This is a genomic window from Acidovorax sp. 210-6 (genome assembly GCF_010020825.1).
Lineage (GTDB): Bacteria > Pseudomonadota > Gammaproteobacteria > Burkholderiales > Burkholderiaceae_C > Simplicispira > Simplicispira sedimenti.
This window is the reverse complement of record NZ_JAACJE010000001.1, coordinates 2,933,208-2,948,554: the sequence shown is the minus strand read 5'-3', so window position 1 is coordinate 2,948,554 and position 15,347 is coordinate 2,933,208. Positions and strand designations below refer to the sequence as shown.

12 protein-coding genes are annotated in these 15,347 nt (G+C 61.6%); 11 read left to right on the top strand and 1 reads right to left on the bottom strand.

Annotation, left to right across the window (positions count from 1 at the left end):
- Positions 1-150: 150 nt before the first annotated feature.
- A complete protein-coding gene (locus GWK50_RS13675; RefSeq protein WP_162016944.1) occupies positions 151-789 on the bottom strand; it encodes a TetR/AcrR family transcriptional regulator in 639 nt (212 codons plus the stop codon).
- Between the two features lie 153 nt (positions 790-942).
- Between GWK50_RS13675 and GWK50_RS13670 the strand changes: the two genes are divergently transcribed.
- The 11 genes from GWK50_RS13670 (at position 943) to GWK50_RS13620 (ending at position 15,345) form a co-directional block, all read left to right on the top strand.
- Positions 943-1,494, top strand: coding sequence for a TRAP transporter small permease subunit (locus GWK50_RS13670; RefSeq protein ID WP_162016943.1), 552 nt, complete (start codon positions 943-945; stop codon positions 1,492-1,494).
- Complete coding sequence (locus tag GWK50_RS13665) at positions 1,491-2,792, top strand: TRAP transporter large permease (RefSeq protein WP_162016942.1); 1,302 nt, start codon at positions 1,491-1,493, stop codon at positions 2,790-2,792. Before GWK50_RS13670 ends, GWK50_RS13665 begins: the two co-directional genes overlap by 4 nt.
- 50 nt (positions 2,793-2,842) lie before the next feature.
- A complete protein-coding gene (gene dctP, locus GWK50_RS13660) occupies positions 2,843-3,877 on the top strand; it encodes a TRAP transporter substrate-binding protein DctP (protein ID WP_162016941.1) in 1,035 nt (344 codons plus the stop codon).
- A 2-nt stretch (positions 3,878-3,879) separates the two neighbouring features.
- Positions 3,880-5,127: a thiolase family protein gene (locus GWK50_RS13655; protein WP_162016940.1), complete on the top strand. Its 1,248-nt coding sequence runs from the start codon at positions 3,880-3,882 to the stop codon at positions 5,125-5,127.
- Positions 5,128-5,142: 15 nt separating this feature from the next.
- Positions 5,143-6,684, top strand: coding sequence for an AMP-binding protein (locus tag GWK50_RS13650; protein WP_162016939.1), 1,542 nt, complete (start codon positions 5,143-5,145; stop codon positions 6,682-6,684).
- Between the two features lies 1 nt (position 6,685).
- The gene (locus tag GWK50_RS13645) at positions 6,686-7,465 is read left to right on the top strand and encodes an SDR family NAD(P)-dependent oxidoreductase (protein ID WP_162016938.1); all 780 of its coding nucleotides are present in this window, start codon (positions 6,686-6,688) and stop codon (positions 7,463-7,465) included.
- Between the two features lie 402 nt (positions 7,466-7,867).
- Positions 7,868-8,671: a cyclase family protein gene (locus GWK50_RS13640; RefSeq protein ID WP_162016937.1), complete on the top strand. Its 804-nt coding sequence runs from the start codon at positions 7,868-7,870 to the stop codon at positions 8,669-8,671.
- A 186-nt stretch (positions 8,672-8,857) separates the two neighbouring features.
- Positions 8,858-10,513: a DUF1302 domain-containing protein gene (locus tag GWK50_RS13635; RefSeq protein WP_242455376.1), complete on the top strand. Its 1,656-nt coding sequence runs from the start codon at positions 8,858-8,860 to the stop codon at positions 10,511-10,513.
- Between the two features lie 20 nt (positions 10,514-10,533).
- On the top strand, positions 10,534-11,901 hold the full coding sequence (locus GWK50_RS13630) for a DUF1329 domain-containing protein (RefSeq protein ID WP_162016936.1): 1,368 nt from the start codon (positions 10,534-10,536) through the stop codon (positions 11,899-11,901).
- A gap of 190 nt (positions 11,902-12,091) precedes the next feature.
- Entirely contained in the window at positions 12,092-12,961 is an 870-nt protein-coding gene (locus tag GWK50_RS13625) for a YCF48-related protein (protein WP_162016935.1), read from the top strand.
- A gap of 38 nt (positions 12,962-12,999) precedes the next feature.
- On the top strand, positions 13,000-15,345 hold the full coding sequence (locus GWK50_RS13620; protein ID WP_162016934.1) for an MMPL family transporter: 2,346 nt from the start codon (positions 13,000-13,002) through the stop codon (positions 15,343-15,345).
- The last annotated feature ends 2 nt before the right edge of the window (positions 15,346-15,347 follow it).

The window sequence follows — 15,347 nt, the reverse complement described above, 5'->3', positions numbered from 1 at the left end:
CCCGTGTTGGCGTAGGCGAGCAAGCGCTCCCCGCGTGCCCGCCAAGCATGCGCGCAGCCCAGATGCTGGGCGTGGACGAGGGCGAGGGCCAGGTATACGTCGAGGCCGAGGCGGCAGCGGCGACAGAACTGGTAGCGCGCAGCCAGCGTTTCATTGCACCTGTTGGCGGGCCTTCGCTGGCTGACGTCGCGTTTGCTGCTCCTTTGCGGCGCCGGCCGGGCGTTGCGCTAGAAGTCCGCCAAGGAAGATGCGGTAGAACTCTTCAAAAGCTTGATCCATCGTCAAGCCTGCTTGGGTCAGGAAGTCTGGATGTCTCAATCTCTGCCCCGCCGACCGTAAGGCTTCAATGACGAGCAAGGTGTGGCAAGGCACAAAAATGCCCTGGCGTATGCCTTGTTCTATGAGTCCTTGCGCGTGTGCGACACGTAAATTCTGATAGTTGTCAAAGATCTTCTTGGCCTCGGGAAATGCTTCGAGATCCTCCAAGAAGGGCGTGCTGAGTTGAGCACCTGCTTTTGCTCCAACCCATAAATACTGCGTCAGTATCTCGGCGAGGTCGCCCTGTGCGTGCTCAAGCACAGCGTCACCAGCCGCCAGCGCGGTGTCAAAGTGTCGCTGGGTTACTTGGCAAAAGAGCTCCTCCTTCGTCTGCGCAAGCTCGTAGAGGCGACGTCTAGAGCATCGCAGACGTGCAGCGATGCTTCCCACGGTGAGTGCGCGCATGCCTTCCGACAGAAACAGGTTGGTCAGTTCCGCATGGAACGCCTCGTCATCAAGAAACTTTTTCATTGGTCGCGGCCATCGTTGATAGAACTTTATAAAGCTCAACGGTACCACTAGGAGCTCTTCTTCGGTGTTGTATCCGCTGTCTTCACGGAGCTCTTCCTAGGGTTTGTCCTAGCTGCTTCTCGGTATCGAGTTGATTGACATTGGTACCCTGAGATGGCCAAATGGTATCCCAAATTCATCTGGAGTACCATTCTAATGCGCGCATCAAAAACTGCACGGAAAAAACACGCTCTGGAGGAGCGGCTCGGCGCAGTCATCATGGCGCTGCTGCTCCTGATCACGTTGACCAATGTGGTCGCGCGCTACGTGACCAGCCAATCCCTGGCGTGGACCGAGGAGTTTTCGGTCTTCCTGCTGGTAGCCCTGGCGCTAGCGGGGACTGCGGCCGTCGCCGCCCAGGATGCGCATATCCGGATCGAGTTTTTTTATGCAGGCGGTTCCGCGGTTCGCCGCCGTCTGCTGGCCTGGCTGACGACGGTCGCCACCGTGCTGCTCTTCGCGCTGTTGGCCGTGCTGCTGGCGCGGACGGGCTGGCAAGAGTTCCAGTTTGAAGAGACCTCTACCGGCCTGGGTCTGCCGCGCTGGTGGTACACGGGCATCCTGAGCGTGCTGGCGGTGCCGGTGGCGCTGCGGGCCATCGGCGCACACTGGAGCAAGAGCCGAGGTGCAGGCACTGCCAAGGCATCGCAGGAGGCCGAGCTGTGACCGAAGCCATCGTTCTCCTGGGGCTGTTCTTCGGGCTGATGCTTGCTGGAGTCCCGATCGCATTTTCCCTAGGACTCAGCGGTACAGCGGTGGTCGTTCTCATGGGGGCGGACATGCCCTGGTGGGGTTTGTACACACTGCAGCAGAGTTTCGATGCCAGCATCGCCAAGTACCCGCTGCTCGCCTTGCCGATGTTCGTTCTGGTCGGCTGTGCATTCGACCGCTCCGGCGTGGCGTCCCGCATGGTCACGTTCGCCATGGCAGTGCTGGGGCGCGGGCCGGGCATGCTGCCGATCGCCGCCATCCTGGTTGCCATGGTGTTGGGCGGCATTTCGGGATCGGGCGCGGCACTTGCTGGTGCCATCGGGGCCGTCATGTTGGGCGCGATGCGCAGCGCGGGCTATCCCCCTGCGTTTTCCGCAACGGTTATCGGCTCGGCGACGGCCACCGACATTCTCATTCCTCCGTCGCTCGCGTTCGTGATCTACAGCGTCATGGTGCCGGGCGTCTCGCTGCCAGCTCTGTTCGCTGCGGGCCTGATTCCCGGCGTGCTGGCCGGGCTGGCCTTGATCTTGCCCGCGTGGCTCATCTCGCGGCACCGCCAGTTCGGCGCTGTCGAGGCGAAGCTGCCGCGCCCCCCTTTCTGGAAAAGCCTGCGCGAAGCCAGCTGGGGGCTGGTGACGCCCGTGCTGATCCTCGGGGGCATGCGCGCGGGCCTGTTTACGCCGACGGAGGCAGCAGTGGTGGCTGCGGTGTGGGTGCTCTTCATCGGCATTTTTATCCACCGAACTATCGGGTTGGCCGACCTCTACGACATCTTCGCGGAGAGCGCGAAGATTTCCGCAGTCATCCTGATTATCGTGGGCTTCACCGGCGTGTTCGGTTACTGCATCAATACGCTGGGTGTTGCCGACCCTGTCGTTGCTTGGCTGAGTTCACTGGGCCTCGGCCCCATCGGGGCGCTCGTTCTGACGCTGATCCTCATCAAGGTCATCAGCATCTTCCTGGAGGGCGTGACCGTCTTCATGGTGTTCCTGCCGCTGCTGACCCCGCTGGTGAAGCACTTCGGCTGGGACCCGGTGTGGTTCGCGGTGCTGTTGACCATGGTCATGGCCCTGGGTCAGTTTACGCCGCCGCTCGCGGTCAACCTGCTGGTGGCCTGCCGCATCGCCCAGGTGCCCATCGAGTCCACGTTCCGCTGGGTCGGCTGGTTCTTCCTGAGCTTCGTCGCTGCCATCGCAGCAGTCATTTTCTGGCCTCAACTGGCCCTGTGGCTGCCACGGATCAGCGGCTTTTGATGCGCGATTTTGATGCGCCAACCTGACTTTCAACCCCAAAGGAGACACCTATGATTCGACGCCGCGACTTGATCCTGTCATCGGCTGCGGCCAGCTTGGCCATGCCCGGCCTCAGCCACGCACAAAGTTCCTCATACAAGAAGGAATACCGCCTCTCCATGGTTTCCCCGCCGGGGCCGCTTTGGTACAAGATGGCCGACCTGTTCGCCAACACTGTCCGGGAGCGCACGTCCGGCCGCATCGCCATCAAGCTGTACCCTGGTTCGAGTCTGGTGCAGGGCCAGCAGGATCGGGAACTCGTGGCGCTGCGGCAAGGGGCGATCGACATCATCGTCGGCACCGGCGTGAACTATTCGGGCACCGTCAAGGACATGGCCGCGTTCGCCCTGCCGTTCCTGATGACGAACAGCAAGGAGGTCGATGCGGTCCTGGCGTCCAAGGTGCTGACCGAGGACTACTACGGCATCGTGCGCAGCAAGGCGGGCATGGAAATCCTGGCGTCCGCGGAGTACGGCTACATCCAGTTGTTCAATTCCAAGCGCAGGCTGACCAAGGCATCCGACATGACAGGGCTGAAAGTCCGCGTGGTGGGCAGCCCCATGTTCCAGGACGTCATGAACGCCCTGGGTGCCAACCCCACCAGCATGCCCTGGGCCGAGGCGCAGGCGGCGCTGGCGTCCGATGCGGTGGACGGCGTGACGCTGACGCAGGAACAGGCGATCGCTGCCAAAGCGGTCACGCTGGGGCAGAAGTACGTCACCAAGTGGAATGCATTCACGGAGCTCCTGCACATCAGCATCGCCAATCCCATATGGGCCAGTTGGAGTCCCGAGGATCAGAAGATCGTCCGCGCAGCTGCGCAGGACACCGCGAAGGAAATCACCCGGCTGACCCGCGCCAATGAACAGGCCGATGAAGAGGCGCTGCGCCGTGCGGGCGTGGATGTCTACATCCCGACGCCCGCCGAACTCGACGAGTGGCGGATCCTGGTTCGGCGGCCCTACGCCAAGTGGAAGGCGACCATCAATCCGCAACTCGTAGGCAAGCTCGAAGAAGTCATCGCACAAGCATCCAAAAAGGTATGACCATGGAACCTATCTATATCGCGGGCGTTGCCCAGACGGTCTTCTCCAGAAGGCCGGAAGTCTCCGTAAAGCAATTGACCGCCGAGGCGTTGCGGGAGGTGCTGGCCGACGCCGGTGCCGAAATGAAGCACATCGAGGCCGCGTTTTTCTCCAATGCCTGTCAGGACGTAGTGGAAGGGCAAGCCAACATCGCGGGCCAGATCGCACTGCGCGCTGCGGGGCTGGACTCGATACCCATCGTCAACATGGAGAATGCCTGCGCCTCGGCATCGACGGCGGTCTGGCTGGCGCTTCAATACCTGCGCTCCGGCGCGGGCGACGTGGCACTGGCCATCGGCGTGGAAAAGATGACCTACGGCCAGGAGCTGTATGACCAGCGTGTGATGGAAATGTTCAAGGGCGGTATGGATGTGCACGATGTGCCCGCCACCATGCAGCGCATGGACCGACTGGGGGCGCCGCCCCCGCCCGAAGGGGCGGCGATTGGACACCGGACGGCGTTCATGGACTTGTACGCCACCCTGTGTCGCGCGCATATGCAGCGCTTCGGCTCGACCCAGCGGCAGATGGCTGTGATCGCGTCCAAGAACCACGGGCACTCGGTTCACAACCCCCGCGCGCAGTTCCGCAAGCCGTTCACGGTCGAGGAAGTGCTGGCCGGACGTCCCCTGAGCTATCCCTTGACGGTGCCGATGTGCTCGCCGTTCGCCGATGGCGCGGCGGCGGCCATTCTGTGTACCGAGCGCGGCGCGGCGCGGCTGGGCCTGAGCGGGCCGCGGATCAAGGTGAGCGCCTACGAACTCGTGTCTGGCAAGGAGCGCGCCTGGGAGGATCTCGAACAACACGCTGCCACCCGCGCTGCGCGCAAGGCGTACGAGGTGGCTGGGATCGGGCCGCAGGATATCGACGTCGTCGAAGTGCATGACGCCACGGCCTTTGGCGAGTTGTTCATCACCGAGCTGCTGGGGCTGTGCCCATTGGGCGAAGGCGGCATCCTGGCTGAATCGGGCGCCACTACCTTGGGTGGCCGGATTCCGATCAATCCTTCGGGCGGACTGGAATGCCGGGGGCACCCCATCGGCGCCACCGGTCTGGCCCAGATCTTCGAGCTGACGCAGCAATTGCGCGGGCAGTGCGGCCCCAGGCAGGTGGAAGGCGCGCGCATTGCACTGCAAGAGAACGGCGGGGGCTTCCTGGGCGTGGAGGAGGGCGTGGCGGTGGCCTCCATTCTGGAACGCGTGGGCAACTGAGAAAGGACAAGCGTCGTGGAAATTTTTGAGTATCTGGACAAGGGCTACCGGTTGCACCCGGAGCGGATTTTTTGCCTGGATGCGCGGGAGAAACTGACTTACGCGCAAGTCCATGAAAACAGCCACCGGATCGCCAATGTCTTGCGATCGCTGGGTGTGGACGAAGGCACCAAGGTCTCCATCTACGCGCCCAACAGTTGCGCGGTGCTGGAGTGCATCTATGGCATGAGCCGCGCAGGGGCTGTCTGGGTGCCGCTGAATGCGCGCAATGGCGTGGAGGAAAACATCCACATTCTCGAATCCTTCGATGTGGACGTGGTCCTCTACGATGCGCGGCTGGCCGACGCGGCGGCAACGTACAAGGAGCGGGCCAAGCGGTCGATCCGTTTCGTGTCCATCGATGGCCCTGGCGAAGACTCGCTCAAGAGCCTGTGCAAGACGGCTGCCAGCCAGGCTCCGGCCAGAGAGGCTCGTCCGGATCGCATGGTGTCCATCTTCCCGACCGGGGGCACCACGGGCAGACCCAAAGGTGTCATGCACTGCAATTTGAACTGGATTGCCCAGGTCGCCAACCTGAGCGCAGCCTTGCCGCCGCAGGGGCAGGTCGTTCATCTCGTCGTGGCTCCGCTGACGCATGGCGCTGGTGCTCTCTCGGTCATCCTGACCGCGCAGGGTGCGACACACGTCATCCTGGAGGGGTTCGACGCCGAGAAAGTCATGCGCAGCATCGAGCAGCATCGGGTCACACACCTGTTCCTGCCCCCTACGGCGCTGTATGCCCTGCTGGCGCATCCCCATGTGCGCCAGCACGATTACAGCTCGCTGCAGTACTTTGTGTACGGTGCCGCGCCTTCGGCGCAGGCGAAGATCGCGGAGGCTATTTCCGTCTTCGGGCCGGTCATGACCCAGGGATACGGGCAGACCGAAGCGCCGTCCACCTGCACGTTCCTGAAGCCGCAAGACCATCGGCCGGGAGACCCGGCGCTGGACAAGCGCATGCGCAGTTGCGGGCAGTCGACCATCCTGACGGATTTGCGCATCGTGGGGAGCGATGGCTGCGAAGTCCCGCGCTTGCAGACGGGTGAGATCGAGGTGCGCGGCCCTTTGGTGATGGTGGGCTACTACAAGAACGCCGCCGCCACGCAGGAAGCGATGCATGGCGATTGGCTGCGCACTGGCGACGTGGGCTATCTGGACGAGGATGGCTACCTCTACATCGTGGACCGGAGCAAGGACATGATCATCACCGGGGGCTTCAACGTGTACCCCTCTGAGATCGAGTCGGTCGTCTGCGCCCAGCCCGAAGTCGAGGACTGCGCGGTCATCGGTGTGCCCGACGAAAAATGGGGCGAAGCGATCAAGCTGGTGGTGCAGCCCAAGAGAGGCCAGGCCGTCGATTCGGATGCGCTGCTGCGCATCTGCCGCGAACAACTGGGCGGAGTGAAGACGCCCAAGTCGGTGGAGGTCTGGACCGACCTGCCGCGCAGCGCCACCGGCAAGGTACTCAAGCGCGAAATCAGGGATAAGTTCTGGCGTAACGCCGAGAGGAGAGTGTGAAATGAAGAAACTTGACGGCCTGAAGATCATCGTCAGCGGCGGTGGCAGCGGTATCGGCCTGGAGATCGCCCGGAACCTGATAGAGCAGGGGGCTCAGGTGTGCATCACCGGGCGCAACGCAGACAAGCTGCGGTCGGCCGAGGAAGTGCTCGGCCGCGACGGCGCATCGGTCGAGGTGCGCGCCTTCGATGTATCGAACCGGGCGGCCGTACTCTCGGCGGTCACGAAGCTGCACGCTGCCTGGGGACGGATTGACGGACTCGTGAACAACGCGGGGGTCTACAAGTCCGCTGCGTTTCTCCAACTCGAACCTGAAGATTTCGAGCGCCTCTTCCAGACCAACGTGATGGGCTGCGTGCATCTCATGCAGGCGGTGATTCCGCACATGGTCGCGCAAGGGGCGGGACGTATCGTCAACATCGCCTCCACTGCGGGGAAGTGGGGCTCGGTGAACCAGAGCGCCTACAACGTGAGCAAGCACGCAGTGGTCGGCCTGACGCGATGCGTGGCCCTTGAGACCGCCGCGCAAGGCATCACGGTGAACGCGATCTGTCCCGGCCTGGTGGCTACCGACATGATGGACGACCTTCTCACCGATCAGGCCAAGCTGACCGGAACTGACAAGAACGCCTTGCGAGCCGCTCTGGAAGCGCGCATTCCCATACGTCGCGTCATTCGCCCCGAGGAGATCGGCGAACTGGCTGCTTACCTGCTTTCGCCGGGTGCCGCGGGCATGACCGGCCAGTCGATCCTGTACGACGGCGGCGTGGTTCTGGTTTGAAATGAGGCTCGCCCCGCGCCGCCTTCGGCGTTACCCAGAAGCACAGGAGTGACAGAGGGCGGCCGACAGGCCGGGGCGGATCGGCGCTGTTCCCGGATGCGGCGTGTATTAAGAAGGGGCGCCTGACCGGGTTCTATCAACCGCGCGCCAGGTTCTCGTGTGACCGCAGCGACCAATTCGATGCTGGGTGTCGAGGACAGCTTCTTCCGGGACGAAGCGTGTCAACTCTTCGAAGAATTGCCGTTCGTCCAGTATCCGCGCTTCATGCGGGTTTTCACCCATGTTTTTAGGTATCAAATGCATTGATTCGGTACCTTTTTGATGTTTCAATGGTACCCAAAATAATTTATCGTTACCAACCTGAACCCCTCCAGCATCAACATCACATCCGTAGGAAATCCCATGAAGCCACGACTTGTCTGCCTGACCCGTCCCATCGATCCTGAACTGCGCAATGCGGTTCCTGAGATGCTTAAGCCCGTCGCCAACGTGATCGCGCCGCTGGTCGACTTTCAAAGACCAGAAGCCAAAGGGCGAGATCGGATGATGGCTATCTTCTGTTGCGCTCAGCATGACCTGCCCCACGGCGAGGGGTGGGGCGAGGAAATGCTGAACGACATGAACTCGCATTGCGGTACCCATGTGGATGCGCCGTATCACAGCGGGAATCTGGTTGAAGGCAAGCCGGCGCGGAAGCTCCACCAGATCGACCTGCAGGAGTTGTTCTGCCACGGCATGGTGCTGGATATGCGCAAATTTCAACGGCGCAACGATGCTTACACCGTCGCTGAACTCCAGGAGGCGATTGATGCCGTTGGGCGGCCCATCGAGCCGGGCGATGCCGTGTTGTTGCGCACGGGCCAGGAGATCTACGAGCCTAGCAATCCTGAATGGTGGGTGTATCCCGGCATGTCGCGCGAGGGCACGCTTTTCCTGGCCAACGCCGGAGCCAAGGTGTTGGGCACTGATGCTCCTGGGTGGGATCGACCGCTTCCGGTCATGCGCAAGATCTTCCAGGAAACGGGTGATGGCAAGGCGATCTGGGACGGCCATTTCGCCATCCAGGAAAAGGAGGCCTTCATCGTGCAGCAGATGCACAACCTCGCGGCGCTGCCATCCAAAGGGTTCATGGTGGGCTTCTTCCCCTTGAACCTCGTGGGCACCAGCGCGGCGCCGGCACGGGCCGTGGCCTTTCTTGACAGATAAGCGGCACATCGCGGGGCATCGGCGACACCAAGTGGCTTGATGCCCTGCCCAAGTGGCCACGATCTTCGAGGCCGTTCCGGGCCTGCACCAGACGGACTGGAACGCCTTTTGGTTCCCGGCCAAGACGACAAAGAGCGTCGCGCGCCGGTTCGGGGCCGAACCGAGAGAATTATTAGGAGACAACGAATGAAAAATCGCTACGCACATTTAAGCCTGCCGTTCAAGATGATGGCGACGGCTGTCGCTACTCTGCTGTTCGTCACAGATGGCCAAGCAGTTGAAATCGAGACCGGGAATCCAGACGTCAATATCCGGTTTGACAACACTCTCAAGTACAGCGGGGGACTGCGCACCGGTTCGCCGCTGGCTCGCTATGTGAACCCGGCGGCTGGTGGAAACATGATGAGCACGGATGACGGAGACCAGAACTTCAAGAAGGGCAGCCCGATATCCAACCGAATCGATCTGTTGTCGGAGCTCGATTTCGATTTTCGAAAGACGATTGGCTTTCGTGTAAGCGGTGCCGCTTGGTACGATACGGTTTATAACCGTACCAATAGCAACAATTCACCAGGCACGGCCAATTCCTTGTCGGTGCCCTACAACGAGTTCACTGACGCTACCCGTAACCTCCACGGACGCAAAGCGGAAATACTGGATGCTTTCGTCTGGGCCAACTTCAAGCCAACGGATGAAATGCGTGCGCAGGTCAAGGCAGGCAGGCATTCCTTGTTGTGGGGTGAAAGCCTGTTCTATTCTGGGAATGCCATCGCGGGTGGCATGGCGCCGTTCGATGTGATCAAGCTCGCTTCGGTTCCGTCCACGCCTGCCAAGGAATTCGTGATGCCTGTGGGGCAGCTCTCGGGCCAGCTCCAGATTTCACCGGAGTGGTCAGTGGCCGCGTACTGGCAATACGATTGGCGCCGCACACGTCTGCCCGCGGCGGGCAGCTACTTCTCTTCCGGGGACTTACTGGATGCGGGTGGGGAGCGGATCTTTGTGGGGCCGGGGCCGTACTTGACTCGTACACAAGACTCGGAGCCGTCTAGCAAGAAGCAATTCGGCTTCGCGTTGAAGACGCGTGTGGAAGACGCCGACATTGGCCTCTACGCGATCCAGTACCACGCCAAGCTTCCGCAACTGGCCTTCAATTTCGTGCCGTCGGCGACATCGATGGATCAAGGAACGTATTCGCTGGTATTCCCGGAGCGTATCCGCGCGTTCGGTGCCAGTATCAGCCAGACAGTGGGCAATTTCAACTTGGCGGCTGAAGCGTCCATCCGCCATAACTCGCCGCTCCAGTCGCTGCCGTCAACGAGCTTCTATGGCGCCCCGGCGATCAGCACCTCGGGTAACCCGCTGTACGCGGTGGGTACTACTGGACACATCAATGTGAATGCCCTGGCGATGCTGGGCCCGTCTTTCATTGCCTCATCGGCAACTCTGATGGGTGAAGTGGCATGGAACCGCATGCTGAGCTGCAAGAGCAACTGCGGCCCGACGGTGCTGGATCCGGGTGTCACACGGGATGCTTTGAGCCTTCGCGTGAGCTACTCGCCGAACTATTACAACGTGATGGATGGCCTGGATCTTTCGCCATCGATCAGCGTTTCGTACAACCCGAAGGGCAAGGGCGCGGCCGGTCCGATGGGGCCGCACAAGGGTGGCGACGTCACGCTGGGGGTGGATGCGACGTATTTGGGAGTGTGGAAGGCTGCGTTGTCGTACACAAGGTACTACGGCTCGGCCGACAACATCTTCAACACCGCCAACACCTACTCGTTTGCACAAACGCTGCGTGATCGTGACTTCATCTCGTTCACGCTCAGCCGCGCATTCTGATTCACCAGGAGAACCATTTCATGTCCACCCAACATCACACGCTGAAGTCACTCATCGCTGCTTTGCTGCTGGCTTTCGCGGCGGTACCTGCCTTTGCCGGCGTGAGCGCCGCCGAAGCGGCCAAGCTCAAGACCACCCTTATGCCGCTGGGCGGAGAGCGCGCAGGCAACAAGGACGGAACCATTCCGGCCTGGGATGGCGGCACGCGCCAGGTCGTCTCGAACGACGGCCGTATACCCAACCCCTTTGGCGAAGACAAACCGCTGTTCACCATCGATGCCAAAAACATGGCCCAGTATGGGGACAAGCTGGCCGACGGCATCAAGGCAATGATTGCGAAGTACCCGGACACCTTCAATCTGCAGGTGTACACCACCCGACGCACGGCCAGCGCGCCGCAGTGGGTGTACGACAACACTTTCAAGAACGCGACGCGCGCCACGCTGGAGTCGGGTTCCGGGGGAGGGTTGCCGCGTGGTGCCATCGGCGGTTTGCCGTTCCCGATTCCGCAAAATGGTGAAGAGGTGATGCTGAACAATCTGTTCCGCTGGCAAGGAACGACGATTGAGGACGAGGGTACTGCGGTGCGTTTCCTGGACGGCAAACCCGTGCGCATGACCACCGGAACGAAGGTGATGCAATCGCCGTATTACGACCCGGCCATGACGCCCGAGAAGTTCGATGCGGACCCCATTTACAAGCTGTACCGCATGGACACCTTTGCGCCGCCACTGCGCGCCGGCGAGAAGATGGTGATTCGCAACAATGTTGACGATGACAAGACGCAGACCTGGCAATACCTGACAGGCCAGCGGCGAGTCCGCAAGCTGCCCCAGGTGTGCTGCGACGTGCCCAACCCGATGTCTGGCGGCATCCAGAATTTCGATGAATTCGAAGGGTTCTTCGGTGGCACCGGCCGCTACGATTGGAAGCTGGTGGGCAAGCGCGAAATGTACGTGCCGTACAACACCAACGCTTTTGCACAGGCCAGCCTGGACGAGGTGGCCATGAAAGACCACTTCAATCCCAAGTACGTTCGCTGGGAGTTGCACCGTGTCTGGGAGGTAGAGGCCAAGCTCAAGGCCGGGCAGCGCCACGTGTATCCCACTTCACGCTTCTATTTCGACGAAGACAGCGCGCTGGTACTCATTGCCGAGCGTTACGACGCACAAGGCAAGCTGGCCAAGGTCACGCACACGCTGCCCATGGTCATTCCGAGCTTGCCTGCGGTGATTCTCCGCGGTGATCCATCGTACGACGTGCTGCGTGGCGGCTACTACTCAACGGTTTACAACGAAGCACGGGGCAACAAGCAGTTCCGTGTTCTGGAAAAGCAGCCTGATATGAAGTTCACGCCGGACTCGATCACGGGCGAAGGCGTGCGCTGAGGGGCCTAAATTGAAGCTGCTTTCATCTCCAGGAGGGGCGCCGACCAGGCGTGCCCTGCTGAAAGCCGGTGGTTTGGCGGCCGCCTCTTTGGGGTTCCTGTCGCCGCCCATGGCAGCACGAGCAGCGGCCAATTGGCTGCAGCCCGTGCATCGGGCAGCTTTGCCCGCGCGCCGACCGGCCGCTGGTGTATTGCTGGCCATCGAGCAGGCGGGCAACCGTTTGGTGGCATGCGGTGAGCGCGGGGTGGTTGCTTTCTCCGACGATGGGGGAACTGCCTGGCAGCAGGCATCGGTTCCCGTCAGTGTCACCCTGACCGCGCTGACCTTCCACAGTGCCCAGTTGGGATGGGCGGTTGGCCATTCGGGCGCGGTGCTGCTGACACAGGACGGCGGCAGCACATGGCGGCTGCAAACAGATGGCTCGCCTGCGATGAAGGACAACGCCGCGTTGTTCGACATCCACTTTCGCGATGAACGCAATGGAGTGGCCGTCGGCGCCTTTGGCCTGTTCATGAAAACCGCAGATGGCGGCACTACCTGGGAACAACGCAGCACCAAGGCGGGCAACCCGCGCGGCTTGCACCTGTACAGCGTGCGCCGGTATGGCGGCACCACCTATGTGGCAGGTGAGCAAGGGTTGCTCCTGCGATCACTCGATGACGGTGAGACCTTCGATGCGGTGCCCAGCCCCTATGGCGGCAGCTTCTATTGCCAGGCGATGGAGTCCGACGGCGCGCTCCTTTTGGGCGGGCTGCGCGGCACGGTTCTGCGATGGAACAACGACCGGTTCCAAACCATCCAGGTGCCGTCCGTCGCGTCCATCCTGTCTCTGCGCCCATCGTCTGCAGAGGGCGGGGTGGTGGCAGTCAGCCAGGCTGGGGATCTGATGGTGCTGCCCACGGCAGCGGCGTCCATGACCAGGGTGCTCGCATCCGGCCTGCCGCTGGTTGGCGCCCTTGAAGTCTCTCCCCGTACGTTTGTCGGTGTCGGTTTCCTGGGTGCCTCCCGGCTCGCTGCAGCCGAATCTTCTTATCCTCCCCCCGCCAGAGCGAAATCGTGATTACATCTCCTTCGCCAACATCCCAGGATCAGACCTCCATGGATCTGGCGCTTTTCAATCCCAAGACCGGCTCGTGGGTGGAGCGTCTGTTGTTCAATCACCGCCCCTTGGTGCTGCTGCTGTGCCTGCTGGTGACTGCCGTGCTGGCCTTTCAGGCGACGCATTTGCGCCTGAATGCCAGTTTTGAAAAGACGATCCCGTCGCACCATCCCTACATCGTCAATTACCTGGCCAACAAGCTGGAGCTCACGGGGCTGGGCGATGCGGTGCGCATTGGCGTGGAGGCCAAGGAGGGATCGATCTACGACCCCGCCTACATGGAGACGCTGCGCAAGATCAACGACGAAGTGCTGTTGTTGCCTGGCGTGGACCGGCCCTACATGCGATCGCTGTGGACCCCCAACGTGCGCTGGTCGGCCGTGACCGAAGATGGGTTGGACGGCGGGCCGGTGATCCCGCAGCAATACGACGAATCACCGCAAAAGGCCGACGAGTTGCGAGCCAACGTTGCGCGTTCGGGTGAAATCGGTCAACTGGTATCGGCCGATGGACGCGCCAGCGCGTTGTTTGTGCCGCTGCTGGCCCGCACGGACGCCGGAGAACTGGACTATGCCGCCCTTGCCAGCGACCTGGAGCGCATCCGCCAGACCTACGACAGTCCGCAGATAGGCATCCACATCACCGGCTATGCCAAGCTCGTGGGTGATTTGGTGGATGGCCTGCGCGAAGTTCTGTTGTATTTCGTGCTGTCCGTGGCCATCACGACCGTTGCGGTGTTCCTCTATACCCACTGCATCCGCAGCACCCTGCTGGTCATGGTCAGTTCGCTGGTGGCGGTGGTGTGGCAGCTTGGGTTACTGTCCGTTCTGGGTCAGCAACTGGACCCGTACTCCATCCTGGTGCCCTTTCTGGTCTTTGCCATCGGCATGAGCCATGGCGCGCAGAAGATGAACGGCATCATGCAGGACATTGGCCGGGGAGCGCACCGGCTGGTGGCTGCGCGCCTGACCTTTCGCCGCCTGTTCCTCACGGGCCTCACGGCCTTGTTGGCGGACGTTGTCGGCTTTGCGGTGCTGCTGGTCATCGACATTCCCGTGATCCGCGAGTTGGCGCAGGCTGCCAGCCTGGGCGTGGGCGTATTGATCTTTACCAACCTGATTCTGCTGCCCATCCTGCTGTCCTATACCGGTGTGAGCGCAAGGGCAGCGGCGCGCAGTCTCAAGGCTGAACAGGCAAGTTCCATCGAACAGGCCGGCTGGCTATGGCGTGCTCTGGGCTTCTTTGCGACACGCAGGGGCGCGATCACAGCACTGTCGTGCGGGGCAGTCCTGGCGGTGGTGGGCTGGCTGGGCTCGCAGCACCTGAAGATTGGCGATCTGGATCCCGGCGCGCCGGAGTTGCGCGCCGACTCGCGGTACAACCGCGACGTCCAGTTCATGACCGAGAAAATCGGTGCCAGCAGCGACCTTTTTGCGGTGATGATCAAGACACCGGACACCCTGTGCAATACCTACGATGTGCTGCAGCGCGTGGATGGGCTGGAGTGGCAACTGCGCCAAATTCCAGAGGTCGAGACCACCAACTCGCTGGCTCTGCTCAACCGCCAGATGATGGTGGGTTTCAGCGAGGGCTATCCCGGCTGGTACGACTTGCCAACGAGCCAGGACATGCTCAACAACATCACCTCGCGCGCGCCACGCGAGTTGTACAACGACAGTTGCAACCTCATCACACTGTATGTGTACTTGAAAGACCACAAGGCCGATACCCTGGATCGTGTTGCCAAGACAGTGGAGGATTTTGCGCAGCGCTACAACGACGAGACGGTCACTTTCCAGCTTGCGGCGGGCAGCGCGGGCATCGAGGCGGCCACCAACCAGGTGGTCCGCAGTGCCTGGTGGCAAATGCTGGCTCTCGTGTACGGCGTGGTGGCGGTGTTGAGCTTCATTGCATTCCGTTCCTGGCGCGCGGTGGTGGTGGCTGTGCTGCCGCTGATGCTGACTTCTGTGTTGGCTGAGGCGCTGATGGCATGGCTGGGCATCGGAGTGAAGGTGGCGACACTGCCCGTGATCGCGCTGGGCGTGGGCATTGGCGTGGACTATGCGCTGTACATCCTGACGGTCATGCTTTCGTGCATGCGCAGTGGGGACTCCCTGGCGGTCGCGTATCACCGCGCGCTGACCTTCACAGGCAAGGTCGTGATTCTCACGGGCGTCACCCTGGCTGCAGGTGTGGCCACCTGGGCTTTCTCGGACATCAAGTTCCAGGGCGACATGGGGATTTTGCTGGCCTTCATGTTCCTGTGGAACATGCTGGGCGCGCTGATACTGCTTCCTGCATTGGGATATTTCATCCTTCCACGGTACAGATCCGATGCGACATGACA